Source organism: Pseudomonas sp. UBA1879, assembly GCF_002338065.1.
Taxonomy (GTDB): Bacteria; Pseudomonadota; Gammaproteobacteria; order Pseudomonadales; family Pseudomonadaceae; genus Aquipseudomonas.
In genome coordinates this window covers 146,374-171,952 of sequence record NZ_DDHJ01000013.1, presented here as the reverse complement: position 1 = coordinate 171,952, position 25,579 = coordinate 146,374, and the positions used below count along the sequence as shown (strand labels likewise).

Genomic DNA, 25,579 nt, shown 5'->3' with positions numbered 1-25,579 from the left:
CGCTTAAAAAATGCGCCCAGCCGATGACCATCTCAAGGGGACTTCCATGCCGTACACGCGCTCGCCCATTACCCGTTTGCTGCCGTTGTTCGTCGGTGCCGTCACCGCCCTTGGCGCCAGTTTTGCCGCTCAGGCCGACGCCACGCTGGACAAGATCGAGCAGCGTCATCGGGTGGTGGTCGGCGTGTTGCTGTCGGGTGGGCCGTTCGGTTCCATCGACCCGAGCAATCAGAAGCCCAAGGGCCTGAACGTCGACATGGCTGAAGACCTTGGCCGTCGTCTCGGCGCTGAAGTCGAGCTGGTGCCGGTCCTTCCTGCCAACCGCGTGCAGTTCCTGCAACAGGGCAAGGTTGATTTGCTGATCGCCAACATGGAGTGGACCGCCGAGCGCGGCCAGCAGCTGGGCTTTGTGCCAACGCCGTTCTATCGCGTCGGCGGCACGGCTGCGGTGCTCAAGGACAGCAAGATCACCCGTTGGGAAGATCTCAAGGGTCAGCCGGTTTGCACGTCTCAGGGCAGCAGCTACGTCAAGCCGCTGACCGAGTACGGCGCTGAACTCAAGGCGTTCAAAAGCTCCTCCGAATCCCTGCTGGCCCTTCGCGGCAACAACTGCGTCGCCGCCGTGCACGACGCCACGCTGATCAATCCGCTGATCGCCGACAGCGCCGAGTGGAAGGACTACCGCGCCATCACCTCTGAACTCAACCCTGCGCCGTCGGTGATCTGGACCCGCCCAGGGGAGGCCGACACCCAGGCAAAACTCGACGCCATCGTCAAAGACTGGCACCGCACCGGCTGGCTGATCGAGGGCGAGAAACGCCACCACATCACCCCGGCATCTCCTGCGCTGGTCGAGCTACATGACAAGTTCCAGGCCACAGGCGCCTGACGCATGAGCTATTGGCTGGCCCCTGATGAATGGCTGACTGGCTTTGTGCAGTGGACGGCCAAGTTTGGCCTGAACTACAGCTTTCTGCTGGACGCGTATCAGCGCGGCTCGATGGTCAACGGCGCGCTGACGACCGTGCTGCTGTGCCTGTTCACCATCGTCGGCAGCCTGCTCGCCGGCGTCGGGCTGGCGGCCATGCTGACCAGCGGCAAGCCGTCTCTCGCCAAGCCTGCGCGGGTGTTCATCGCAGTCACCCGCAACACGCCGACGCTGGTGCAGCTGTACTGCGCGTTTCTGGTGTTGAACATGTTGCTGACCCAGGCCGTGGGCGCGGCCAACCCGCTGACGCCGTTCGCCTGGGTGGTGATCGTGATCTCGCTGCACAAGGGCGCGTTTCATGCCGAGGCCCTGCGCGCCGGGATCGAAGCGGTGCCTGCCGTGACGCTGGAAGCGGCGAGTTCCCTGGCGTTCAGCAGCCGCCAACTGCTTTGGAATGTACAGCTGCCGCTGGCCCTGCGCTTTGCCTTGCCCTCGCTGATCAACAACCTGATCGACCTGGTGAAGATGACCGCCGTGGCCTCGGCCATTGCCGTGGGCGACATCACCTACGCTTCGATCATGATCTGGACGCAGAGCGACAACGTGCTGGAACTGATGATCCTGCTGCTGACGTTTTTTGGCTTGCTCAGCTTCATCGTCAACTGTGTGGGCCGTGCCCTCGAAGCCAGATTGAGGATGCCCGGTTATGGCCATTGAATCGTCCGCAAGCCTGCCGTTGTCCTGGTCCCGTCGTCATCCGGGCAAGCTGATGCTGGTCGCTGGGCTGTTGGCATTGCTGATCTTTGGCGCGCCAAAAAGCCCGGTGTTCGCGGCGCTCTACGAGTGGTCCCCGGCACTGGCAGTGGGCTTCGGCCAGAACATTCTGATCAGCCTGTTGGCCATTGCCATTGGTTCGGTACTGGGCCTGTTGATCGGCGCGCTGGGCGTGTCGCCGCTGTGGATCACGCGACTGCCTGCGCGAATCTGGGTGCAGGTGTTTCGCAACGCGCCGTGGCTGGTGCTGATCTATTTCACCACCTACGTCTTTCCGTTCGAACTGCACATTGGCACGTCATGGATCGCCTTCCCCGACTGGGTGAAAGTCACCATCGGCCTGGCGTTGCCTGCCAGCGCCAACGTCGCGGAGATTTTTCGCGGGGCCATCGGTTCGATTCCCAGCACCCAGTGGGAAGCCTCGCGTTCGCTGGCGTTCACCCGAGGGCAGATCTTCCGCTCGATCATCCTGCCGCAGTGCTTCAAGCGCATGCTGCCGCCGTGGATGAACCTCTACGCGGTGATCACCATGGGCACCGCGCTGGCGTCGCTGGTGGGGGTGCATGACCTGATCGACACCGCGCAGATCGCCAGCAATACGATCAACCGGACGGGCTTCACGGTGCTGATTTACTTCAGCGTGCTCGCGCTGTTCTTCGCCTATTGCTACCCGATTTCCCGCCTCACTCAATACCTGGAGCGACGTTATGCCTTCTCCTGAAACGCGCGCCGAGCGACCTCTGATCAGCCTGCGCGACATTCATCTGTCCTTCGGCAGCAACCGCGTGCTCAAGGGCATCGACCTCGACGTGCAGCGCGGCCAGGCGGTGTCGATCATCGGTCCGTCGGGTTCGGGCAAATCGACGATCCTGCGTTGCATCACCGGCCTGTTGCAACCCCAGCGCGGCACGATTCGCGTGGGCGACACCGAGGTGCACACGCTGGCCAACGAGGGGCAGCGCATCGAGTTGCGCAAACGCGTGGGGTTTGTGTTTCAGCAGTACAACCTGTTCCCGCACTTGTCGGTGCTGGAAAACCTGGTCATCGCGCCGCGCAAGGTGCTGGGGCGCAATGCGGTGGACGCCGAAAAAGAAGCCCGCGCCTTGCTCGCCAAAGTACGTATGGAGCACAAGGCCGATGCGTATCCGGGGCAGTTGTCCGGCGGTCAGCAGCAGCGCGTGGCCATCGCCCGCGCACTGGCGATGCGACCCGAACTGATTCTGTTCGATGAAGTGACGTCCGCGCTGGATCCGGAAACCGTGGGCGAAGTGTTGACGGTGATTCGCGAACTGACCGAAGAGGGCATGACCTGCGTGCTGGTGACCCATGAGATGCGCTTCGCCGAGGACATCAGCGACGTGGTGTATTTCACCGAGAACGGTCTGATCGTCGAACACGGCAGCGCCGAGCAGATTTTCCAGCGCCCGGAAAGCGAGCGCACCCAGAGTTTTTTACGCCACGCCCTGGGCGATGCCGGACGGCGCCCGGTAGCCGTCGGCGACCCGTTTCTGTTGAGCAATATCAGCCGGTATAGCCTGTCGGTTTGAGCGAGTGCGTGATCGCCACATTGCCAGACGCAGCAACGCTCTTGTAGGAGCCGGCTTGCTGGCGAAGGCGGTGTGTCAGCCAATGCAGTGTTAGCTGATACAACGCTTTCGCTAGCAAGCCGGCTCCCACAGGGGAATAGCGTCAGATGAGCACTATGTATTCCAAGCCCTGAATATGAATAAAAGGAGCACCTGATGAGCATCGAAACCCGCAGCCCCGTGATCGAAGATTTCCTTCAGAAAATCCGCGTCATTCACCAACGCGGGGTAGACCGCGCAGCACTGCAAGAAATCGTCAGCCTGCTGGAGGGCCTGGCCGAGCGTCGTGATCTGTTCAACTTCGACACCTTCCCGGCGCCGGTTCCGGGGGAGGGCGACACTGCGTTTCGTTATCGCCTGAACGACGACGGCGAAACGCCAACGCTGTACATGAACTCGCTGCTGCCCGGCAAAAGCACGCTGCCGCACAACCACGAAACCTGGGCGGTGATCGTGGCGGTGCAGGGTCAGGAGATCAATTACGTCTGGGCCCGTACCGACGATGGCAGCGACCCTGCGTTCGCCAAGCTGGAGCTGGAAAAGGAAGTCGTGGTTCAACCGGGCACGTCGATCAGCTTTCTCGGCGAAGACCTGCACGGCATCAAGGTCGATGGTGAAACCCCGACCCTGCATTTCCACCTGTACGGCCGTCCGCTGGAGTCGCTGAACGGGCGTTACGGCGTCAATACCGAGGGCAAGGTCCTCAACTACAACGCCTCGCAAATGGCCCCGTCGATCAAGGCCTACGCATGATCGATCTCTACTACTGGCCTACCGGCAACGGCCTGAAAGTCGGCATCCTGCTTGAAGAGCTTGAGCAGGAGTACCGCCTGTTGCCAATCAACATTCGCACCGGCGAACAGAAGCAGGAATGGTTCCAGGCGATCAGCGCTAACGGCCGGATTCCGGCGATTGTCGACCCTGCACCGGCGCCCGCGGGCGAGCCGCTGAGCCTCTTCGAATCCGGGGCTATTCTCAATTATCTGGCGAACAAGGCCGGGCGTTTTCTGCCAGCGCAAGGCACTGCCGAACGCCAGCGCGTGCAGGAATGGCTGTTCTGGCAGGTGGGGCATATCACGCCTTACCTGAGCCAGTGGCAGGTGTTCCGGGAAAAGGCACCAGAGCCGATTCCCTTCGCCCTCGACCTGCTCGGCGCCGAGGCCGCTCGGCTGTACGGCGTGCTGGAAAAACGTCTGGGCGAAGTGCCGTACGTAGCGGGTGATTACTCGATTGCCGACATGGCGATCTTCCCGTGGATTCAGCCATTGCGTCAGGGCCAGGACCTGGCGGATTACCCGAACATCCACGCCTGGCGCGACCGCATCAAGGCCCGACCGGCGGTGCAGCGCGCGTACGAGAAGGGCCGGGAAGTGGCGGCCGGTGAGAGGTCGTTGGTGTTGCAGTAACCCCACCCTGTTCCTGTAGGAGCGCGGCTTGCCCCGCGACCGGCGACGAAGTCGTCGTAAATCCGTCGAATTCGGCTCATCTGACACGGCCGGGTGTATGGATTTGCGACTGCTTCGCAGCCGGTCGCGGGGCAAGCCGCGCTCCTACAAGGTCGCGTTAGTCACCAGACCAAGCCACACAACAGAATCTCGAGAACCCCCATGAGCCAAAAAGTCACCCCGCACCACCTGCAAACCTGGCTGTTCGACGGGCAGGAAATCGCCCTGTTCGACGTACGGGAACACGGCCAGTACGGCGAAGCGCATCTGTTTCACGGGGTGAACCTGCCCTACAGCCGTCTTGAACTCGAAGCCCGTCGCCTGGCGCCCAACCCCAACGTGCGTCTGGTGGTCTACGACCAGACCGGCAATGACGTCTCGCTCAAGGCCGCGCAGCGTCTGGAGCAACTGGGTTACAGCCGTGTGCACGTACTCGAAGGCGGCGCCGAGGGCTGGCTGGCTGCCGGGTTGCAGCTGTTCGCCGGGGTGCATGTGCCGTCCAAGGCCTTTGGTGAACGGGTCGAAGAAGCGAGCCACACGCCGCACATCAGCGCCACCGAACTGGCCGACTGGCAGGCCCGGGGCGAACCGCTGGTGCTGCTGGATGGTCGCCCGTTCGACGAATACCGCAAGATGACCATTCCCGGCTCCATCTGCTGCCCCAACGGCGAACTGGGCTATCGCCTGAAAGACCTGGTGGCGGATGAGACCACCCCCATCATCGTCAATTGCGCCGGCCGCACCCGCAGTATCATCGGCGCGCAAACCCTGATCGACCTCGGCGTGAAAAACCCGGTCTACGCGCTGGAAAACGGCACGCAGGGCTGGTACCTCGCCGATCTGCCACTTGAACACGGCAGCGCTCGACGCTATCCGGACGTATCGCCCACCGCGTCGTTGGCCCCGCAGCGTGACGCCGCGCAGCAGCTGGCTAAACGCGCCGGTGTGCGGACGGTGAAGGCCGAGCAGGTTATCGCGTGGTCGCAGGACCCATCGCGCAGCCTGTTTCTGGGCGACGTGCGTACGCCGGAAGAATTTGCCCTCGGCAGTTTGCCGGGTGCGCAACACACACCTGGCGGACAGTTGATTCAGTCCACTGATCTTTACGTCGGGGTGCGCGGGGCACGTCTGGTGCTGCTCGACAACGACGGCGTGCGTGCGCCCATCGTCGCCAGTTGGCTGCGTCAGTTGGGTCATGAGGCCTATGTGCTGGAGGGCGGTTTGCAGAGTGGTCTGGCGTTGCCGATCAGTGAGGTATCGGTCGCTCCAGCGTTGCCCGAAATCAGCGCGGCAGCGTTGCAGGATGCGCTGCGCGACGACACCGTTGCGCTGATTGATCTGCGGGGCAGCATGGCCTATCGCAAGGCGCACATTGCCGGGTCGGCGTGGTCGATTCGCACGCGCCTGGCTGATGATCTTGCTGCGCGGACCCAGCCGATCGTCCTCGTCGCAGACGATGCAAACCTCGCCGCCATCGCCGCCCTTGAGCTGCCGCAATCGCAACGTCAGCATGCCCGCTGGCTGGATTTCACAACCTGGCAGGCAGCGGGTTTTGCGCTTGGCGAAGATGCCAGCAATCCACCCGACGAGCAGTGCATCGATTTCCTGTTCTTCACCCATGATCGCCACTCGGGCAACAAAGACGCCGCACGCCAATACCTGGCGTGGGAAATCGGCTTGCTGGGACAGATGACAACGCAGGAAATTGCCAGCCTCAAGCCCTTGGCATCCAGCGCGAACGAGAACCGGGTGCGCACGCGCCTGATCCACGCCGCCCGCGGGGAAAAGGGCAGCGGGGTGCGTTGGGTCAACCCGTCCGTGTCGCGCATGAGCACCGTGCTGTTCGACAGCCTCCACGAGATGCGCGACGCCCGTAAACGCCGTGACACCGAACGTGTGCTGAGCTACGGCGCGCGGGGCAATCCGACGGCGTTCGAGCTGGAAGACCTGGTCACTGAACTGGAAGGCGGCTATCGCACGCGACTGTTCAGCACCGGACTGGCAGCCGTCGCGCAGACCTTTCTGGCTTACCTGCGCCCCGGCGATCACGTGCTGATCACCGACGCGGTGTACTCGCCGGTGCGGCAAGTGGCTGAAGAGTTCCTCAAACCGTTCGGCATTCACTACAGCTACTTCAATGCCGACGGCAGCGGGCTGGAAGACACACTGCAAACCAACACCAGAATGGTCTACGCCGAAGTGCCCGGTTCCCTGCTGTACGAACTGGCCGACCTGCCGGCCATCGCCACGCTGTGCAAGGCGCGGGGGATTTTGCTGGCGGTGGATAACACTTATGGCTCGGGCTACCAATACCGACCGCTGACCTTGGGCGCGGACATTTCCATCATGGCTCTGACCAAATACCTGTCCGGGCACAGCGACGTGGTGATGGGCAGCGTTTGCACTACCCAAGCCGTCTGGCAGCCGCTGGCTGTCATGTCCGACACCTTCGGCAGCGTCGTCAGCCCTGACGATGCCTATCTTGTGCTGCGCGGCGCCCGCACCCTCGCCGCGCGGCTGGACGCGCATGAGCGCCAGGCCCTGGAGGTCGCCGGCTGGCTTCAGCGGCATCCGCAGGTCAAACGCGTCTTCCACCCGGCGCTGCCGGATCACCCGAATCATGCCCTGTGGAAACGCGACTTCACCGGCAGCAACGGCCTGCTGACCTTCGAACTGGCTGACAACGATCCCACCTTGCTGGCGCCGTTCATCGAAGCCCTGCACCTGTTCGGCCTCGGCGCGTCGTGGGGTGGTTTCGAAAGCCTGATCATCCCCGCCAATGTCCACGACCGACAGAACGCCACCGACAAGACCCTCAACCCGCTGCTGAGATTGCACATCGGACTGGAGGACGTCAGCGCGTTAATCGAGGATCTGGAACGAGGTTTTGCAGCGATTCGATGACGGGGGGAGCGCATTCATTCGCGGAAAATGGACCAGACAAAGATAGACGCTGGTAGCCCTTCGCGAATGAATTCGCCACCACGGGGACGGTGTCATACCAGGGACGCGGTTGCTCAATAAATATGTACCGCACATGCTTTTCTTTATGCCTTCACCATTCGTCCTTGAGTTTTCAATGAACATTGGCAATGAGACGACATGGAAAGGCCACGGCGCTAAGGGATCAAATTTTCCGGTCCCGAGCCCGTGCACTCATCAACGAAAAAATGCGCAGTGTCTTCGAGGCGCGCCGCTTTGTCATTTCGGTAGGTGGCTCCTAACATAGCCGTCATTGAGCACACGCAGGAGGTGTCTATGACCGCCAAAAAGCGCAAAGCAAAAATGCAGTCAATGGTTGAGCTGAAAGCAGAGGCACGGATGCTTGCCGATGTTTTTTCGGAGAATCAGAAGCGTTTTTTACGAGTAGGTCTTGCCCATGGCAAAGACCTTGAGCCAGCAGGCCCACTGGCTGGGCCTAGAGATTGAACAGTCCAATAAAAACCGCCGATTTCGGCGGTTTTTATCTGCAGTCATCGTGTTCGCTTAAAACCCCGCCTTACCCACCGACGCCCCGCCATCGACGAACAATGTCTGACCGGTGATGAACCCGCTTTGCTCCGATAGCAGGAAGGCGATCGCCGAGGCGATTTCTTCTGGCTGGCCGAAACGCCCCATCGGCACCCCGGACAGGTAGCGTTTTTCGCCGTCGCTGCCCGGCGGGTTGTTTTGGCGGAACAGTTCGGTTTCGGTCGGGCCGGGGGCGATGGCGTTGACCGTGATGCCGGTCTGCGCGAGTTCCAGCGCCCATGAGCGGGTGAAGCTGATCAACGCGGCCTTGGCGGCGGCGTAAGCGGTGCGCTGAGTGATGCCGAGCACCGTCAGGCTGGAAATGTTGACGATGCGCCCCCAGCCCTGTTCGCGCATGTTCGGCAGCAGGGCCTGGGTGGCGAGGAGGGCGGAGTGGAGGTTGACACTCATCACCGCGTCAAAGTCTTCCAGTTCGATTTCGCCCAAAGGCTGTGGACGCACGAGGCCCACGTTGTTGACCAACCCGTCGAAGCGGTAATGCTGCGCCAGTTCGGCCAGGCCCCGGCGAATCTGTGCCTTGTCGCTGAGGTCCATCTCGATGAGCACGCCGGGGAATGTCGGGTCGTCGGCATTGCGGGCGATGCCGACAACTTGATGACCAGCGGCTGCGAGGTGGTCGGAAAGGGCGCGACCGATGCCTTTGCTGGCGCCGGTGATGAGGAAGGTGCGTTGGGGCATGACATCACTCCTTAAAGGTTTGAAACGAAGATGAGTGGAAGCGGATTCCCTGTGGGAGTGAGCTTGCTCAAGAAGGCTGTGGATCAGGTGCATCGTTTTTTTTCTGATCCCGCGATTTCGTGAGCGAGCTCATTCCTACAGGTCTCGGGTAAATCGCGTCGTCGAAAAACTCAAAGGGGCCGGGATGCGCCAGCCGAGTTCTTCAAAAACACCAGCAAGGCCACCAGCGCAAAGGCGCTGCCCGCGATGACGATCCAGCCCCAGCCGCCGTGGTCGTACAGCGCACTGGCGATCACTGAACCGGTGGCGCCACCCAGGAAAATACTGGTCATGTACAACGCATTCAGGCGGCTGCGGCTCTTGGCATCCAGGGCATACACCGCGCGCTGGCCGACGACCATGTTCATTTGCACGCAGAAGTCCAGCACGACGCCGGTCACCGCCATGCCGATGACCGCGTAAGCCGGTTGCACCAGGCTGGGCAGAAAGCTCAAGGCGGCGAACAGCATTGCAAACAGACTCGCCTGACGGCTGTGGCCGGCGTCGGCCAGCCTTCCAGCGATCGGCGCGGCAATGGCGCCGATTGCCCCGACCAGCGCGAACAGCGCAATCTGGCTTTGTGACAGGCCGTAATGGCTCGCCAGCTCCAGCGGCACGGCGGTCCAGAACAGGCTGAACGTGGCGAACATGCACGCCTGATAAAACGCACGCTGGCGCAGGACCGGTTGCTTGGCGAGCAACGTCCACAGCGATTTCAACAGCTGTCCGTAACTGGCGTTATGGGCGGGCTGATGCTTGGGAATGGTGGTCGCCAGTACGCCGCTGATCAGCAGCATCATCACCGCTGCCGTGCCAAACACCGCGCGCCAGCCAAAATGGTCGGCGATCAGGCTCGAAGCGGGACGGGCCAGCAAAATCCCCAACAACAAGCCGCCCATGATGCTGCCGACCACGCGGCCACGGGTTTCTTCGGGGGCCAGATGCGCGGCCAGCGGAATCAGAATCTGTACCGCCACCGAGCTGAACCCCACCAGCAGCGAGGCCAGTAGAAACAGATTCGGCGTCTGGGCGAACGCCGCGCTCAGCAGACTCAGGATCGCCACGGCGGTAGTGGCCATCATCAACTTGCGGTTCTCCAGCAAGTCGCCCAGCGGCACTAGAAAAAACAGTCCGACCGCGTAGCCGATCTGCGTCAACGAAACGATCAGACTGGCCAGCGTGCTCGACAACCCGATGTCCGGGGCGATCAGGCCAATGATCGGCTGAGCGTAATAAATGTTGGCTACGATGGCGCCGCAGCAAAAGGCGAACAGCATCGCCAACCCTTTGGTCATGGTAGCGCCGTGGGCGGCGGGGTGAGGCATGGAAGTCATGGCGCAGTCTCGATAAAGCGTCGCCGCGGTGACAGAAACGCTCTGCCACGGGCATGGGATGAAGAATGTGAAGGAGGCTAACGCCTTTTCGTAGCGTTAAGAAGGCCGATTGGATCGATATGATCTATGCCTCAAAGGAATGGCCAGGGGCCGTCGCGCGGGCACCCGTCATCCATCCGAAACTTTTCCTCTGCCTCCCCAGTCATTGCTACACATACCCCTTGGGAATAAACGCGATGGCTCGGTCAATCTGGAAAGGCGCGATCAGTTTCGGGCTGGTGCACATCCCTGTGGCGCTGGTATCAGCGACGTCGCAGCAGGGTGTCGATTTCGACTGGCTGGACAAGCGCAGCATGGACCCGGTCGGTTACAAGCGCATCAACAAGGTCACCGGCAAGGAAATGACCAAGGAGAACATCGTCAAGGGCGTGCAGTACGAGAAGGGCCGTTATGTGGTGATCAGCGAAGACGAGATTCGCGCTGCGCACCCCAAATCCACGCAGACCATCGACATTTTCGGCTTTGTCGACGCCGGTCAGATTCCGCTGCAGAACATCGACACACCGTATTTCCTCGCCCCCGACAAGCGCGGTGAGAAGGTCTACGCTCTGTTACGGCAGACGCTGGTAGACACCGGCAAGGTCGCGCTGGCTCATGTGGTCATTCGAACCAGCCAGCACTTGGCGGCGGTGATGCCGCTGGACTCGGCGATCATTCTGGTGCTGCTGCGCTGGCCCGCTGAAGTGCGGGGCCTGGACAGTCTGGACCTGCCGAAGGAAGCCACCGACGTGAAGCTCAGCAAGAGCGAGTTGGACATGGCTAAACGGCTGGTCAAGGACATGAGCACCGAGTGGACCCCTGACGCCGAAGAATACCGCGACACGTTCCAGGACCAGATCATGACGCTGGTCGAGACCAAGGCCCGGGAAGGCAAGATCGAGGACGTGGAAACCGACGCCGGGGAGACCGAGCGTAAATCGGCAGATGTCATCGATCTGACTGAACTGCTTAAACGTAGCCTGGGCAGCCGCGGCGGTTCCACCAAGGCTCCAGCCAAAACCAAAGCTGCCAGCAAGAGCAAAACCGCAGACGCTGATGACGTAGCCCCGGCCAAACGGCGAGCCCCTGCAAGGAAAAAGACGACCAAGGCGTCCTGAGGCCCGATTGGAGACGCAGCGCCTTGTGTTGACAACTGCCCGGCGCATCGCGCGCGGGGTGCAGAGGATTGATCGATCATGGCAAAACCTGTGAGTGAGTACACCCGCAAGCGCAATTTCGACATCACCTCCGAGCCTCCGGAAAGCGCGGGTAGGGCGCGCAGCAGCAAGGGCAAGGCGCTGACGTTCGTCATTCACAAACACGATGCGCGCAATCTTCATTACGACTTCCGCCTGGAACTGGACGGCACGTTGAAAAGCTGGGCGGTGCCCAAAGGGCCGAGCTTGGACCCGAAAAACAAGCGCCTCGCCGTGCACGTCGAAGATCATCCCCTGGGCTACGGCAGTTTCGAAGGCAGCATCCCCGAAGGGCAATACGGCGCAGGTGACGTGATCGTCTGGGACCGGGGCATCTGGCAGCCCCATGGCGATCCCCAAGAAACCTACACCGCCGGCAAGCTCAAGTTCACCCTCATCGGTGAAAAACTCACAGGCGATTGGGCCTTGGTGCGCACGCATTTGCGCGGCAGCGGCGACAAGGAGCAGTGGCTGCTGATCAAGGAAAAGGATCACGCGGTGCGTCCCGAAGAGGAGTACGACATCGTCCTGGACAGGCCGGAAAGCGTGGTCAGTGGCGCGACAGTCGGCGAGGCGCGCGCCCCGGCCAAGCCCTCGAAGCGCAAAAAGGCTGCGTCAACCCAGGCTACCGATGAAAACGCTGCTGATCGGAAAGCATCGGAGCCGAAACCCTCGAGCAAGGCGGGCAAGAAGCCTGCGAAGAAAACATCCCGTGTACCGGACAAGCTCTCGCCGCAATTAGCGACCCTGATGGACACGCCGCCTGAAGGCGACTGGCTGTACGAAATCAAATTCGACGGCTACCGGATCATGGCCCGGATTCTGGACGGCGAGGTGCGCCTGATCACCCGCAACGGTCACGACTGGACCGAGCGTATGCCCTTGCAGGCCAAGGCGATTGCCGATCTGAAGTTGGGCGATGGCTGGCTCGACGGCGAAATGGTCGTACTCAATGACGCGGGACTGCCGGATTTTCAAGCGTTGCAAAACGCGTTCGAGATCGGTCGCAGCAAAGACATCGTTTACTACGTGTTCGATGTGCCGTTTTTTGAAGGCGAAGACATTCGCGAAAAACCGGTGGAAGAACGCCGGGCATTGCTGAAGAAAATGCTCGGTCGGCAACGCAAGGGCATGCTCAGGTTCTCGGATGCGTTCTCGGCCAATCATCGCGACATTGTCGAAAGCGCCGCGTTGTTGCAGCTGGAAGGGGTCGTGGGCAAGCGCTCGGGCAGCCCCTATCAGTCCCGTCGCAGTCCTGACTGGATCAAGCTCAAGTGCAAGTTGCGGCAGGAGTTCGTCATCGTCGGCTACACCCGACCCCAGGGCTCACGCAGCGGCTTCGGCGCGTTGCTGCTGGCGGTGAACGAAGAGGGTGCCGGGTTGGTGTACGCCGGCCGCGTGGGGACCGGCTTCAACCAGAAGATGCTTGGGGAGATGTTTGAGCAGATGAAGATGCTGGAGCAGGACGCGTCGCCGCTGAAGAAAAAGCTCACCAGCGCCCAGGCCCGGGGCGTGCACTGGATCGCACCGACATTGGTGGGTGAGGTGGAGTTTGGCGAGTGGACCCGCGAGGGCATCATTCGTCATGCGGCCTTTATTGCCCTGCGCAGCGACAAACCAGCCAGTGAAGTGGTCCACGAATACCCGAAAACACCTAAAGACATCAAAGCGCCTTTTAAATCCAAGGCCTCGAAATCCGGGGCCTCTGCAGCGCCAGCGTCGCCGCCCAAACCGGCCAGTAAACGGACGGCAAAGGAGAAGGTAGACGTGGCAGGTGTGATCATCAGCCATCCCGAGCGGGTGATCGACAAGGAGAGCGGGCTGCACAAAATCGACCTTGCGCACTATTACGAGTCGATTGCCGACTGGATTCTGCCCCACCTCGATCATCGCCCCGTGGCGCTGTTGCGCTGTCCGGAAGGGGTCGAGGGCGAGCAGTTCTTTCAGAAGCATTCCGAGCGGCTGGCCATTCCCAACATCAAACAGCTGGAGCCCGGGCTTGATCCCGGTCATGCGCGGTTGATGGAAATCGACACCGTACAGGCGCTGGTCGGTGCGGCGCAGATGGGCACTATCGAGTTACACACGTGGGGCTCGACCTACGACAAGATCGAACTGCCCGACCACTTCGTCCTCGACCTTGACCCGGACCCCGATCTGCCTTGGCGGAGCATGGTCGAAGCCACGCAACTGACCCTTTCGGTGCTCGATGAGTTGGGGCTGGACGCCTACGTCAAAACCAGCGGCGGCAAGGGCATGCATATCCTGGTGCCGCTGGCGCGCAAGGCCGATTGGGACACCGTGAAAGCCTTTGCCAAAGCGCTCGCCCAGTTCATCACGCAGCAATTGCCCGAGCGCTTCACCGCGACGTCCGGCCCGAAAAACCGCGTCGGCAAAATATTCATCGACTACCTGCGCAATTCGCGAGGCGCCAGCACCGTCGTCGCCTATTCGGTCCGTGCTCGGCCAGGGTTGCCAGTCTCGGTGCCCATCGCTCGTGATGAACTCGCCGGGCTGAAATCCTCAGCCCAGTGGAACATCGGCAACCTGCTCAAACGCCTGCGCAAACTCAAAGCCGACCCCTGGGCGGGGTACAAAAACACCCAGCGCCTGACCAAGCCGATGTGGAAGCGACTGGGGGTAAAGGCACCGGTATGATTGGTCAAATGGGCAACATCTGAAATCACCCTTCGCGGCCAGGCTAAGCCCATGGATGCTCAATCTGTTTGTCAGCGAGTCGTGTACCGGTAGGCCGAGCTTGCTCACGAAGGCTGCTTGCCAGGCGCAGGAGATGCAACGCCTGGGCAGGCCTTTTCGCGAGCAAGCTCACTCCTACAGAATCTGCCCAAGCGCCAATCAGTGAAATCCGAACAGTATTTCTCGAGCCGGGATGTCACCCGATCGCCCGCAAAGCAGGTCCGACTCGGCACCTTCACCCAGCCTGTGGACCGTCAACAGCCCCCCGGTTTCTGCGCGCGGTGTCGATGCAGGCACTCGCGGGCCAGGACTCACCAAAACATGAGGGATGCCGCCTGGTAGCACCAGGATGTCTCCGGCGACCAGCTTCAACCGAGGGCCATCGGGCAACTCCACCTGACAGTGGCCCGCCAGCACAATGTGGTAGGGCGCGACGCCATCGGCTTCCGCCTCATGGTCAAGGGCCCAGTCGCCCTGGAATTGACAGCGAAGATCGAGGCGCCCGCGAACGTCGGCAAGTGTGATGAGCGTGTCGATGGCGTGCATATGCGACTTTCGGACAAAGAAATGAGCCAAACGAGCAAGTCAGGAAAGCCTTGCTGGCGGAAACTGTATGTGTTCCCGGCGCAGTCTAGTCGCCGCCCTCAGGAGATACCACCATGTTCAGCAATTGGCCCGACCTCGTTTCCACCATCAAGCAGTCCTTTGGCGCGTTGTCCAAATCCAACCCGAAAATGGTCAAGGCCTACATGGCCCTTGGCGAGGCCTCGGCGGAAAACAACGTCCTCGACGCCAAGACCCGCGAGCTGATTTCCCTCGCCGTGGCCATCACCACCCGCTGCGACGGTTGTCTTGGGGCTCACGCCGAAGCCGCCATTGCCGCCGGTGCGACCCGTGAAGAAGTGGCGGCCGCCGCCGCGACCGCCATCTCGCTGAATGCCGGGGCGGCGTACATCTACTCGATGCACGCGCTTGAGGCGTTTGATGCGTTGAAGAAGTGAGGCGAGCAGTCGTTCTGTAACCGTTCCGCTTGTTGATGAAGGCGATATCGTTTCTTAGCAGTCCGGCTTGCCGGTTGTGGCGCCATTCAAATCGCTACCGCCGGCAAGCCGGACTGCTCCTTCCAGATCTGCTCCAAAAACCAATAGCCAACGGCGGCCACCAGCATCAGACAACTGCTCAATATGGGGCCCGCTGTCCAGATACGCAGGCTCAGCGGCACATCATTAACGCAGTCGCGCTGTGGTACTGATTGAGTTGATCGAACTTTGGACGAGCGCCATTGGGGATAGCAAGCAGGCGGTCGCGCAAGTCGTGGTAGGACTGGGCCGATCGTTCACAAATACGTGAGGTTTCGACACGGGAAAAGCGTCCTGCTCCAGTGAAATGAGGACGCAACGATAGAGACGCGATTCGACAGGTGTCATCAGACACACCGCCAAAAACGGCCTGACTACAGGATTTTCGGAAAGCCCCTACACGGGACTGTCTTTGGGGCTGCCTTCCAGACTGCTCAATCAGGCACCCGCACTACACGCCTTCGGTGGCCATCTCGGTCGCGGCGGACATCATCACCTTCATGACGATTTCCTGAGCGCTACGGTAATGGCGGCACCGGGCCGCTGGCGTCGACGTCTACTAAGGTGCTGATGGATGTTCAGCGTTCAGCGGGGGCGGCGCGTTCGGCTTTGAGAGGACTCAGTATTTCAGCCCGTTGCTGGCTGGTAGCGCAGCACAGGTTTACCTCGCTGAAGCCGTTTGTCTTGAATTCGATGCGCAAAGCGGCTTCTTCCCTGTGTTCGAGGGGCAATCTGTGGCCGAAACCGATGGTGTCGACACAGCCTGTTCAGCAGGGATTCAGGTGGCAGGCTCAATCGCCCTGTGGGTGCGTCGCTGATTGCGCAAACGAATGCCCATCGCCCACTTCCGCCGGGTAGAACTCGCCTTCCATGTTCAGCGCTATCAATCGCTGACGCACTTCGTCTTCGACTTCCAGTACTTGATCGGGGTCGTCGAGGTTGTCCACCACCAGCCAGATGCCTTGCAGGTTCTGATCGTGGGTGCCTTCGCTCATCATGTCGTGATTGAAGACCATGTCGGATCGCCAAAGGCACAACTCATCTTCCTGATGACCGCTTTCGGCCACCGCTCGTGCCGAGGTCAGCCAGATTTCTTTATAAGGACGCAGGTCTGCTTCAGCGAGTTCTTGCAAGGTAATCAGCGCTTTCATGTCGTTGGCTCCGTGGGTGAGTGCATAAGGTGTGACGCGCAGCTCACAAGGTGCGTTCCGCCTATCTTGTCGGCGTGGACGAAATAGCCGGTGAACCGATCCCGACCTTCGACGGTCGATCCTTCATGGCCCGACCAGGAGAGCCGCCATGGCCCGCTCCAGACACCTCCCCGGCGCGCATCGATGCGGTGCCCAGCATGACTGACTCGACCGCTCTCACTCGACGACGCCTGCTCATCCTTGCGGCGGGCGCTTCGGCCGCGCTGATGCTGAAGGCTGCTGCCGTACGCGCAGGTTCACTCCCACAGGTCACAACGGCTGGTACTCAAGGAGGTCGCACGATGCTTACCCGAAACATCCCTTCCAGTGGCGAACCGTTACCGATGATCGGCGTCGGCACCTACCGAGGCTTCGACGTCGCGCCCGACACTGACGACTATAAAGCGCTGCCCCATGTCATCGATGAACTGTTCATGGCCGGCGGCACGCTGATCGACAGCTCGCCCATGTACGGCCGCGCTGAACAGACGACAGGGGAATTGCTGTCGATCCATCAGCCGCGCTCGCCTGCCTTTCTGGCCACCAAAGTCTGGACCCGGGGCAAACGGGAGGGCATTGCGCAGATGGAGGACTCTTTTCGCTTATTGCAAACCGACCGCATCGACCTGATGCAAATCCATAATCTGCTGGACTGGAAAACTCACCTGCCCACCTTGCGACAGTGGAAGGAGCAGGGGCGCATTCGATACATCGGCATCACTCATTACACCCCATCGGCCTACGACGAAGTGGAAGCCGTGCTCAAGGCCGAGCCACTGGACTTCTTGCAAATCAACTACGCGCTCGACGACCGGGCGGTCGAGGCGCGGTTGTTGCCGTTATGCCGGGAACGTGGAGTGGCGGTGATCTGCAATCGACCCTTTGGCGGCGGCGGGTTGCTCGGGCGGCTGCGTGACAAACCGTTGCCAGGCTGGGCTGGGGAAGTGCAGGCCAACAGCTGGGCGCAATTGGCGCTGAAATTCCTGATCTCGCACCCTGCCGTGACCTGCGCGATCCCGGGCACGGGCAACCCCAAATACATGAAGGACAACGCCGGGGCGGCGCTGGGACCGCTGTTGACCGATGCGCAGCGGCAGCAGTTGATTGCGCTGATGGGTTAGGCGTTGAGGGGCTGAATGCGGTCATGCAGCAGGCTTTTATTCTGTGGGAGCCGGCTTGCTGGCGAATTCGGGTTGTCAGGTTCATATAGGTTGACTGACACACCGCCTTCGCCAGCAAGCCGGCTCCCACAGGGGAAATATCCGCGAGAAGGCGGCCGGCTTGCTGGCGAATTCGAGTTGTCAGGTTCATATAGGTTGACTGACACACCGCCTTCGCCAGCAAGCCGGCTCCCACAGGGGAAATATCCGCGAGAAGGCGGCCGGCTTGCTGGCGAATTCGGGTTGTCAGGTTCATATGAATTGACTGACTCACCGCCTTCGCCAGCAAGCCGGCTCCCACAGGAGATATCCGCGAGAAGGCGGCGTATCAACGCTTCACCGGCGCAGGCAGCGTCACCAGTTTCACGTATTCGTCCCAGAACTTCGGCTGATCGACGGCATACACCACCTTGGCCTTTTGCGTGCCTACTGGCGCACCTTTTTTGTAGCCCAGCGAGCGGCCGTAGTCCGGGCCGAAATGGGTGTCGATGTCGACCCAGAGATCCTTCGATTCCGTCACCAGTTCCGGGTGTACGAGGTACAGCGCGGGCAGGCTGTCCCAGGTAAAGCTCTGGTAGTTCGGGTCGTTGCTGAATTCAGGGCCCAGAACGGTTTTGTACAGGTCCGGAATCACCCCGGGTTTGCCGATGATCCGTTGATACACCGACGCGTTGAAAGTGACTTTCTCGCAGACATCATTGGGGAAGATCACGTGTTCGATCGGCGAGCGCAGGACGATTTTTGCGGCCTCCGGATCGAACCACCAGTTGAATTCCGCCGCAGGGGTGGTGTTGCCGGGGATTTCAATGGCGCCGCCCATGTACACGATGCGCTTGATCAGCGGCACGATCTCCGGCGCGCTGCGAATCGCCAGCGCAATGTTGGTCAGCGGGCCGACGGCGAGAATCGTCACCTCATGGGGGTTCTTCTTCACGCTGTCGACAATGAACTGAGCGGCGGATTCGTTGCGCAGTTTTGTGTGGGTCGCCAGACCATCGGGCGGCGCGACCAGCTGTGAAGGCGAAGTCGGGCGCGGGTGCTTGAACGCCCCCGGCCAGCCTGCGCCGAACAGGGCTTTTTCTTGCTCATACGTGGCGTAATCGTGCAGCAGCGGATAGGCCGCGCCGGAATACACGCCGATCTCTTTCTCCACGCCCATGCGCTCGACAGCTTTGAGCGCGTCGACCTGTTCTTGATCCACCCACGCGTTGCCGCTGACCAGAGTCATGCCCAGCAGGTCGATGCGTTTCTGCGCGTGCAGTTGCGCCAGCATGATGAAGGCCTGACCGTCGTCGTTGAGCACGTTGAAATCGGTGTCGAAGATGACTTTTTCTGCCGCCGACAGCGAAGTGCCAGATAGGCCCAGGGTGATGGCCAGAGCGCAGCGTTTGAGGAGTGCCTGCATGGTTGGTTCGTTCCAAGGTTGTTATTGGATAAACGCAGTTCCAGTGTGGGGGCCGGCTTGCTGGGTAAGGCGGCGTGTCAGGCGCCACCTCTGCTGCTAATACACCGCTTTCGCCAGCAAGCCGGCTCCCACAGGGACCGTGTCTGGCTGGAGAAATTACCGATTCACCAACTTCGCTGGCAATGCCACCACCAGCAAACTGCTGAGCACCAGACACCCGGCGAAGAACCATAGCGCTCCGGCGCTGCTCCCAGTGACGTCGATGGCGATGCCCATCATCGAGTTGCTCACCAGCCCGGCGATATTCGCCAGCGAGCAGGCGAGGGCGAAACCCGTCGCGGCCGCGCGCCCCTTGAGGAAGGTCGCGGGCAAGCTGAAGAAGACTGGCACCGCGCCGATGATCGCAGCCGAAGCCACAGCGAACAGGGCGACCGTAGCGATGACGTTATGGGTGAAGAACGGGCTGGCGGCCATGGCCACGGCGCCGATCCAGAACGGCACGATGATGTGCCAACGGCGCTCACGGCGGCGGTCGGAACTGGCGCCGATCATCAGCATGCCGATCAGCGCGGCCACGCTGGGCAGGGCGGTCAGTACCCCGATATGGAAAGTGTCGGTGACCCCGGCGTTTTTGATGAAGGTCGGCATCCAGAAGCCCATGGCGTAGGCGCTGAGCAGAATCGAAAAATCGATGCCGCCGAGCATCCACACTTTCAGATTGAAGAAGCCATCGCGGAAGCTGTGCTTGCTGTCCTTGCCCTCGGCATCGTCCAGGCGCAGCTCGCCTTCGAGCAACGTCTGCTCAGCCGTGTTCAGCCATTTCGCGTCTTTTGGCGCATTCGGCAGGGCCCAGAATGTCAGCACGCCGAGCAACACGCTGGGAATGCCTTCGATGAGGAACAGCCACTGCCAACCACGCAGCCCGGCCGTCTGATCGAAATGGCCCATGATCCAGCCCGACAGCGGGCCGCCAATGACGCTGGACAGCGGCAGGCCGATCATGAACAAAGCGATGATGCGCCCGCGGCGATAGGTCGGGAACCAAGTGGTCAGGTAGAACAGCACGCCTGGCAGGAAACCCGCCTCGGCGGCGCCGAGGAAGAAACGCAGCACGTAAAACTGCATTGGCGTGCTGACGAACAGCGTGCACACCGACAGCGCACCCCAGGTGATCATGATCCGGGCGATCCATATTTTCGCCCCGACTTTCTCCAGCACCAGATTGCTCGGCACTTCGAACAGGATGTAGCCCACGAAAAACAGCCCGGCGCCGAGGCCGAACGCGGTTTCGCTGAAATGCAGCTGGTCGAGCATCTGCAGCTTGGCGAAGCCGATGTTGATGCGGTCCAGGTAGGCCGCCAGGTAGCAGAAACACAGGAACGGGATGAGCTTCCAGGTGATCTTGTGGTAGAGCGCTTTGATCGGGTCCGCGGCGTCTGTCGCAGCGGTTTCTACATTCGCAGAGGGCATGGGTGTCTCCTGGCGTCGTTAGTTGCGAGCTGCAAGCTTCAAGAGAAGAGCAGGCTGCGTCGCGCTCTAGCTTCTAGTTTGCAACTCGTAGCTCATAGCTCCTGGCGTGTCGCTCGAAACTGCTCCAGCGCCTCGTGCTTGCTGACGACATCGCCGTATTTGCTGTCGATGTCGAACAGATTGGCCTCATGGGGATCGGGGTGACGGTCGCCGACGCATTCGCGCACGACGATGGTGCGAAAGCCGTGTTGCACCGCGTCCACTGCCGTGGCCCGAATGCAGCCGCTGGTGGAGCAACCGGCCAGCACCACGGTGTCGATCCCTCGAGCGTGCAGCATCGATGCCAACGAGGTGCCGAAGAACGAACTGGCGTATTGCTTGCTGATCACCACTTCTTCCGGCAGCGGTAGCACGCCTTCGCAGAACGCGGCCAGGGGGTTGCCCTCAACCATGTCCTTCATCACTGGCGCTTTTTTCACCCAGATCCCGCCGTCGGCAAAATGTGTCGGATGGTAGCGGATGTTGGTGTGCACCACCGGAATGCCGTGCTGCCGCGCGCTGGCCAGCAGCTCGACGCTTTCGGCCACGGCACTGACCACACCGGGCGCGAACAACGGCGCGCCGGGTTGGGTGTAGCCTTGCATGAAATCGATCATCAGCAGCGCCGGTTTTTGCCCGAAGCCGATGCGATTGCCCCAGACGCCTTGGTAATTGGCGTTGGCGGTTTGGTGGTTGCTCATCCCGTTCTCCTTTGGACGCACGGTTTCGAATAGTGGCATCCGGTCTGAAGTCTGATCCGGATCCTGTAGGAGTGAGCTTGCTCGCGATGCGTCGAACCAGACGCTGCAACAGTGCCTGACGTATCTCAATCGCGAGCAAGCTCACTCCTACAGAGAGCGCGCATAGCGTTAAGCCAAAGGCGCACCCAAAAAATCCCCAAACGCTGCAAGGAACCCCGACAGGTTGTCCCACGGAATCATGTGCCCGGCGTCTTCGACCCGCGCGATCTGAATGTTCGGCTGCAGTTGTCGGATTTCGGCTTCGTCTTCGGCCTGAATCACGCCGCCACGTGTCGCGACGATGAGCAGGGCAGGGACCGGCATCTTCGGCAGGTCCTGATGGAAATCTTCTTCATGGAAGTCGTTGAAAGCACGAACGATGGCCGGTTCGTAGCAGGTGTGCAGCCACTCGGCGCGCAGTTGCAATTGCTCTTCGGTCCAGGTCGGGCAGAAGGCGCGCATGTCGTCGGCGCTCATGCCGTTCTGTGCCTGACGAATCGAGTCGACGTACCACGGCAGTTTCGACGGGTACTCGCGGCGACCCGGGCCGGACACCGGCGGATCGATCAGCACCAGGCTTTTCAGGCCGCTTGGGTGACGCACCGAGGTTCGCGCGATGAACCGCGCACCCATCGAATGCCCCACCAAGTGATAGCTGTGAATGCCCATTGCGGCGGCAAAGGCGCTGATGTCATCGGCGCAGGTGTCGACGCTGTAATCCAGATCGGGGCCTGTGGACGACAAACCACGTCCGCGGGCGTCGAGCACATAGGTGTCGAACGACTGACCGAAGCGTTCGGCGACGAAGCCCCAGGTGATCGCCGGGCTGGTGATGCCGGGAATCAGGATCAGCGCCGGTTTGCCCGCGTGTTGGGTGCCGCCGTAGCGCAAATAATGCTGGCGAATGCCGTTGGCTTGAACGTTGCCGCCGTGAATGAACGTGCTCATGCGATCACCCCCGATTTCAGTTCCTGGCCGTAGAGGTCGTAACCGTAGACCCAGGCCGGGTCTTCCTGGGTGCGCAGCCAGGTGTTGGCGTTGGACACGGCCTGCACGCGGGACGCGCGTTCCTTGCGATTGGCTTCATACAATTCAAAGGCGGTGCGATAGTCGCTGATGCCAGTCTCTTGCAGGCAACGGGTCAGCATCGCGGCGTCTTCGATGGCCATGCCGGCACCTTGAGCCATGTGCGGTTTCATCGGATGGCAGGCGTCGCCCAACAGCACCAGACGCCCGCGACTCCACAGCGGCAGCGGGTTGCGATTGAGCAATGGCCATTTGGTGACGGTTTCAGTGGACTCGATCAGCGCCTGCACGGTGGGGTGATAACCGGCGAAGGCTTCGTACATTTCTGCCTGACTGCTGTCGACGAAGTTGCCGTCGAAATCCCATGCAGGGTGCGGCACGCCGGTGACGTAGTAGTACTCATCGCGCTTGCCGGTGGTGTGGTAGACCATCATGTGACGGTCCTCGCTCCACCATTTCACGCAGTTTTCGAAGTCCAGGTTGTACCTGGTCAGGACCTCGCTGCGGATCAGCGCGCGGTGGGCGACCCAGCCGCTGTATAGCGGTTTTTCATGACCGAGGAGTTCTTCGCGGATCTTCGAGTTGATGCCGTCGGCGCCTATCACGATGTCGGCGTCAGCGTGGGTGCCATCGGCGAAGTTCAGGCGCACACCGTTGTCGCGTTCTTCGAGGGTGGTCAGGCACTTGCTGAAGTGCACGCTGCCCGGCGCCAGCGTCGACATTTGCAGGGCATGCAGGTCGCCGCGGTGCACCGTGATGTAGGCCGCGCCGTATTCCTTTCGGGAAAATTCGCCGAGTGCGATACGCGACAGGTAGTCACCGGTGGCGCCATCGCGGCTGAACCAGAAATCAGGGTGCGAGCCCATGTCGCTCAGCGCCTGCTCGATGCCCATGCGCCGGAAAATTTTCATGATGTTGGGCCCCATGTGGATCCCTGCACCAATGCGGGAAAACTCCGGAGCTTGCTCATACACATCGACCTGAAACCCTGCCTGTTGCAGCAGCGTGGCGGCAGCTGCTCCACCCAGACCGGCTCCGACGATGGCGATTTTTTGCGTAGTGGACATGGCGCGCTTTCCTTCGTGTTTCGTGAATCTCGGATGAGTGACAGGCGATGAAGGTTCTTCGTCGCATGGTGTTTTTAGAGTGTATACGCTGAATTTTTTAAATGTGAATAGGCGTCTCGAAAATAATCGTGCGACGTCGCAAACAGGCATGTCACCCTTGGTAACCTTGAAAATAGGGGTTTGTGTGCGTTGGTAACGAAGTGGCGTGGCTATTGCACGCAGCATCCTTTTGATGTCTGATCGCTTTTATACAGTGTATACGCTTGAAAATATGCACTAGTCTGAAGCGCGATGCCTTTCAATGGTGCATTTGGCGAAAGGCCGAATGACGAGGAGACGAGAAATGCCGGTTAGCGATTGCGAATTGACCCAAATGTTCGAGCACGTGTTGAAACTGTCGAAAGTCGACGCCACGCAGAGTGTTGCCGTGCTCAAGAGCCATTATTCCGATCAGCGCACCGTGCGCTCGGCGATGGAGGCCGCCCAGCGTCTGGGCGCGAAGGTCTATGCGGTGGAGTTGCCGTCGTTCAATCACCCCAAGGCCATGGGCAACGACATGACCGCTTATTGCGGCGACACGGCGCTCACCGGCAATCTCGCCGCACAACGAGCGCTGGAAGCGGCAGACCTGATCGTCGATACGATGATGCTGCTGCATTCGCCGGAGCAGGAGCAGATCCTCAAGACCGGCACGCGGATTTTGCTGGCGGTCGAACCCCCGGAAGTACTGGCGCGCATGCTGCCGACGCTGGCGGACAAAGCGCGGGTGCTGGCCGCTGAGCAGGTGCTGAAAGGCGCGCGGTCGATCCAGGTGAAATCGCGCGCGGGCAGCGATTTCCGGGCGCAATTGGGCCAGTACCCTTCCGTGACCGAATACGGCTTCGCTGACGAGCCGGGGCGTTGGGACCATTGGCCCAGCGGTTTTCTGTTCTCCTGGCCCAACGAAGATACCGCCGAGGGCACGCTGGTCATCGACGTGGGCGACATCATGTTGCCGTTCAAAACCTATTCCCGCGAGCAAATCACCCTCGAGATCGACAAGGGCTTCATCACCCGGATTCACGGCGGGTTCGAAGCTGAATACCTGCGCGATTACATGAAGTATTTCAACGACCCCGAGGTGTATGGCATTTCCCATATCGGCTGGGGACTGCAACCGCGAGCACAGTGGACGGCCATGGGCCTGCATGACAAGAACGACGGCATGTGCATGGATGCCCGGGCGTTCTACGGCAACTTCCTGTTCTCCACCGGGCCTAACACGGAAGTAGGCGGAAAGCGCAAGACGCCTTGTCACCTGGACATCCCGCTGCGCCATTGCGACATCTATCTGGATGACCTGGCGGTGGTGCTGGGTGGTGATGTGGTGGCGCCAGAGGCCTCGAAGGCAAAGTAAGGCTTAAGACCGCGTCACACCGTTCGCCAGCAAGCCGGCTCCCACGGCCTTCGGCCAGAAGCAGGTCCTCAGGTTCCTCGTGATCTGTGGGAGCCGGCTTGCTGGCGAATGCGTCCTTCCAGGCGCTGATTGAGTCGCTGACACTCTGCGATCGCGAACACGCTCTGCTTTGCAGTTTCGACTTGCGTTGATCTGAAGACTCCCTTTAGTCCCCCGCAACCGTTAATGTACCCACCATTCTCAACTGCCCGCCCGACGAGTCATCCGTGTCCACTGACAACCCCTCCCGCAACGATCAGTCCTACACCTTTTCCGAACAGGTCGGCCATTTGCTGCGCAAGGCCTACCAGCGTCACTTGGCGATCTTCCAGCAGAACGTTGGCGATTCCCAGCTCACGGCAGTGCAGTTTGTCACCCTGTGCGCCTTGCGCGATCACGGCCCCAGCTCGCAGACCGAGTTGGTCAAGGCCACCGCAGTGGACCAAGCCACCATTCGTGGCATCGTCGACCGGCTAAAGGCTCGCGACCTGATCACCTTGGAACCGGACCCGCAGGATCGACGAAAAGTCATTTGCAGCCTGACCGACAGCGGCCTCCAATTGGTGCAGGAAACGGTGCCCCGCGCCGCACAGATCAGCGAAATCACCCTCGGCAAACTCAATCCGGCCGAACGCGTGGCAGTGTTGTTTCTGTTGCGCAAGCTGATTGATGAGCCGGAGGAATAAACCTTCACGATCCCTCACCTGTAGGAGCGCGCTTG

The 25,579-nt window shown here is 60.9% G+C and carries 23 protein-coding genes; 14 read left to right on the top strand and 9 right to left on the bottom strand.

The features are described from left to right. Positions 1–46: 46 nt before the first annotated feature. The 8 genes from B3N48_RS12730 (at position 47) to B3N48_RS12695 (ending at position 8,162) form a co-directional block, all read left to right on the top strand. On the top strand, positions 47–889 hold the full coding sequence (locus B3N48_RS12730) for a transporter substrate-binding domain-containing protein (protein WP_296184080.1): 843 nt from the start codon (positions 47–49) through the stop codon (positions 887–889). 3 nt (positions 890–892) lie between these two features. Further along, complete coding sequence (locus tag B3N48_RS12725) at positions 893–1,645, top strand: amino acid ABC transporter permease (protein WP_296184078.1); 753 nt, start codon at positions 893–895, stop codon at positions 1,643–1,645. Next, a complete protein-coding gene (locus tag B3N48_RS12720; protein WP_296184077.1) occupies positions 1,635–2,423 on the top strand; it encodes an amino acid ABC transporter permease in 789 nt (262 codons plus the stop codon). The genes B3N48_RS12725 and B3N48_RS12720 overlap by 11 nt, the downstream gene beginning before the upstream one ends. Continuing rightward, positions 2,410–3,249 (top strand): amino acid ABC transporter ATP-binding protein, encoded by an 840-nt coding sequence (locus B3N48_RS12715; protein ID WP_296184075.1) that lies wholly within the window; start codon positions 2,410–2,412, stop codon positions 3,247–3,249. Before B3N48_RS12720 ends, B3N48_RS12715 begins: the two co-directional genes overlap by 14 nt. A 195-nt stretch (positions 3,250–3,444) precedes the next feature. After that, positions 3,445–4,041, top strand: a complete 597-nt coding sequence (locus tag B3N48_RS12710; protein ID WP_296184074.1) for a cysteine dioxygenase — start codon at positions 3,445–3,447, stop codon at positions 4,039–4,041. Beyond that, on the top strand, positions 4,038–4,694 hold the full coding sequence (locus B3N48_RS12705) for a glutathione S-transferase family protein (RefSeq protein ID WP_296184072.1): 657 nt from the start codon (positions 4,038–4,040) through the stop codon (positions 4,692–4,694). The genes B3N48_RS12710 and B3N48_RS12705 overlap by 4 nt, the downstream gene beginning before the upstream one ends. A gap of 201 nt (positions 4,695–4,895) precedes the next feature. Beyond that, a complete protein-coding gene (gene metC / locus B3N48_RS12700; protein WP_296184071.1) occupies positions 4,896–7,637 on the top strand; it encodes a cystathionine beta-lyase in 2,742 nt (913 codons plus the stop codon). A gap of 354 nt (positions 7,638–7,991) precedes the next feature. Beyond that, positions 7,992–8,162, top strand: coding sequence for a hypothetical protein (locus tag B3N48_RS12695; protein ID WP_296184070.1), 171 nt, complete (start codon positions 7,992–7,994; stop codon positions 8,160–8,162). Between the two features lie 57 nt (positions 8,163–8,219). Here B3N48_RS12695 and B3N48_RS12690 read toward each other — a convergent pair whose 3' ends face one another. Both B3N48_RS12690 and B3N48_RS12685 read right to left on the bottom strand, forming a co-directional pair. Next, a complete protein-coding gene (locus tag B3N48_RS12690; protein ID WP_296184069.1) occupies positions 8,220–8,942 on the bottom strand; it encodes an SDR family oxidoreductase in 723 nt (240 codons plus the stop codon). 170 nt (positions 8,943–9,112) lie between these two features. Then, positions 9,113–10,306: an MFS transporter gene (locus B3N48_RS12685; RefSeq protein ID WP_296184480.1), complete on the bottom strand. Its 1,194-nt coding sequence runs from the start codon at positions 10,304–10,306 to the stop codon at positions 9,113–9,115. 245 nt (positions 10,307–10,551) lie between these two features. On the opposite strand from B3N48_RS12685, the gene B3N48_RS12680 reads away from it, so the two are divergent. Continuing rightward, on the top strand, positions 10,552–11,472 hold the full coding sequence (locus B3N48_RS12680; RefSeq protein WP_296184068.1) for a Ku protein: 921 nt from the start codon (positions 10,552–10,554) through the stop codon (positions 11,470–11,472). A 78-nt stretch (positions 11,473–11,550) separates the two neighbouring features. Next, the gene (gene ligD, locus B3N48_RS12675) at positions 11,551–14,208 is read left to right on the top strand and encodes a DNA ligase D (protein ID WP_296184065.1); all 2,658 of its coding nucleotides are present in this window, start codon (positions 11,551–11,553) and stop codon (positions 14,206–14,208) included. Between the two features lie 198 nt (positions 14,209–14,406). On the opposite strand, the gene B3N48_RS12670 is transcribed toward ligD, so the two are convergent. Further along, a complete protein-coding gene (locus B3N48_RS12670) occupies positions 14,407–14,793 on the bottom strand; it encodes a cupin domain-containing protein (protein WP_414704229.1) in 387 nt (128 codons plus the stop codon). A gap of 113 nt (positions 14,794–14,906) precedes the next feature. On the opposite strand from B3N48_RS12670, the gene B3N48_RS12665 reads away from it, so the two are divergent. After that, entirely contained in the window at positions 14,907–15,248 is a 342-nt protein-coding gene (locus tag B3N48_RS12665; RefSeq protein ID WP_296184063.1) for a carboxymuconolactone decarboxylase family protein, read from the top strand. Positions 15,249–16,117: 869 nt separating this feature from the next. Here B3N48_RS12665 and B3N48_RS12660 read toward each other — a convergent pair. Then, on the bottom strand, positions 16,118–16,477 hold the full coding sequence (locus tag B3N48_RS12660; RefSeq protein WP_296184062.1) for a hypothetical protein: 360 nt from the start codon (positions 16,475–16,477) through the stop codon (positions 16,118–16,120). Between the two features lie 197 nt (positions 16,478–16,674). Between B3N48_RS12660 and B3N48_RS12655 the strand changes: the two genes are divergently transcribed. After that, positions 16,675–17,637, top strand: coding sequence for an aldo/keto reductase (locus B3N48_RS12655; protein WP_296184060.1), 963 nt, complete (start codon positions 16,675–16,677; stop codon positions 17,635–17,637). A gap of 367 nt (positions 17,638–18,004) precedes the next feature. Here B3N48_RS12655 and B3N48_RS12650 read toward each other — a convergent pair whose 3' ends face one another. The 5 genes from B3N48_RS12650 to B3N48_RS12630 form a co-directional block, all read right to left on the bottom strand. Then, positions 18,005–19,081, bottom strand: a complete 1,077-nt coding sequence (locus B3N48_RS12650; RefSeq protein WP_296184059.1) for a nucleoside hydrolase — start codon at positions 19,079–19,081, stop codon at positions 18,005–18,007. A 156-nt stretch (positions 19,082–19,237) separates the two neighbouring features. Beyond that, positions 19,238–20,551: an MFS transporter gene (locus B3N48_RS12645; protein ID WP_296184058.1), complete on the bottom strand. Its 1,314-nt coding sequence runs from the start codon at positions 20,549–20,551 to the stop codon at positions 19,238–19,240. Positions 20,552–20,643: 92 nt separating this feature from the next. Beyond that, entirely contained in the window at positions 20,644–21,291 is a 648-nt protein-coding gene (locus B3N48_RS12640; RefSeq protein ID WP_296184057.1) for an N-carbamoylsarcosine amidohydrolase, read from the bottom strand. Positions 21,292–21,459: 168 nt separating this feature from the next. Continuing rightward, positions 21,460–22,278 (bottom strand): alpha/beta fold hydrolase, encoded by an 819-nt coding sequence (locus tag B3N48_RS12635; protein WP_296184056.1) that lies wholly within the window; start codon positions 22,276–22,278, stop codon positions 21,460–21,462. Next, positions 22,275–23,423, bottom strand: a complete 1,149-nt coding sequence (locus B3N48_RS12630) for an FAD-dependent monooxygenase (RefSeq protein WP_296184055.1) — start codon at positions 23,421–23,423, stop codon at positions 22,275–22,277. The genes B3N48_RS12635 and B3N48_RS12630 overlap by 4 nt, the downstream gene beginning before the upstream one ends. A 343-nt stretch (positions 23,424–23,766) precedes the next feature. On the opposite strand from B3N48_RS12630, the gene B3N48_RS12625 reads away from it, so the two are divergent. Then, a complete protein-coding gene (locus tag B3N48_RS12625) occupies positions 23,767–24,819 on the top strand; it encodes a 2,5-dihydroxypyridine 5,6-dioxygenase (protein WP_296184054.1) in 1,053 nt (350 codons plus the stop codon). Between the two features lie 266 nt (positions 24,820–25,085). Next, a complete protein-coding gene (locus B3N48_RS12620) occupies positions 25,086–25,544 on the top strand; it encodes a MarR family winged helix-turn-helix transcriptional regulator (protein ID WP_296184052.1) in 459 nt (152 codons plus the stop codon). Positions 25,545–25,579: the final 35 nt, after the last annotated feature.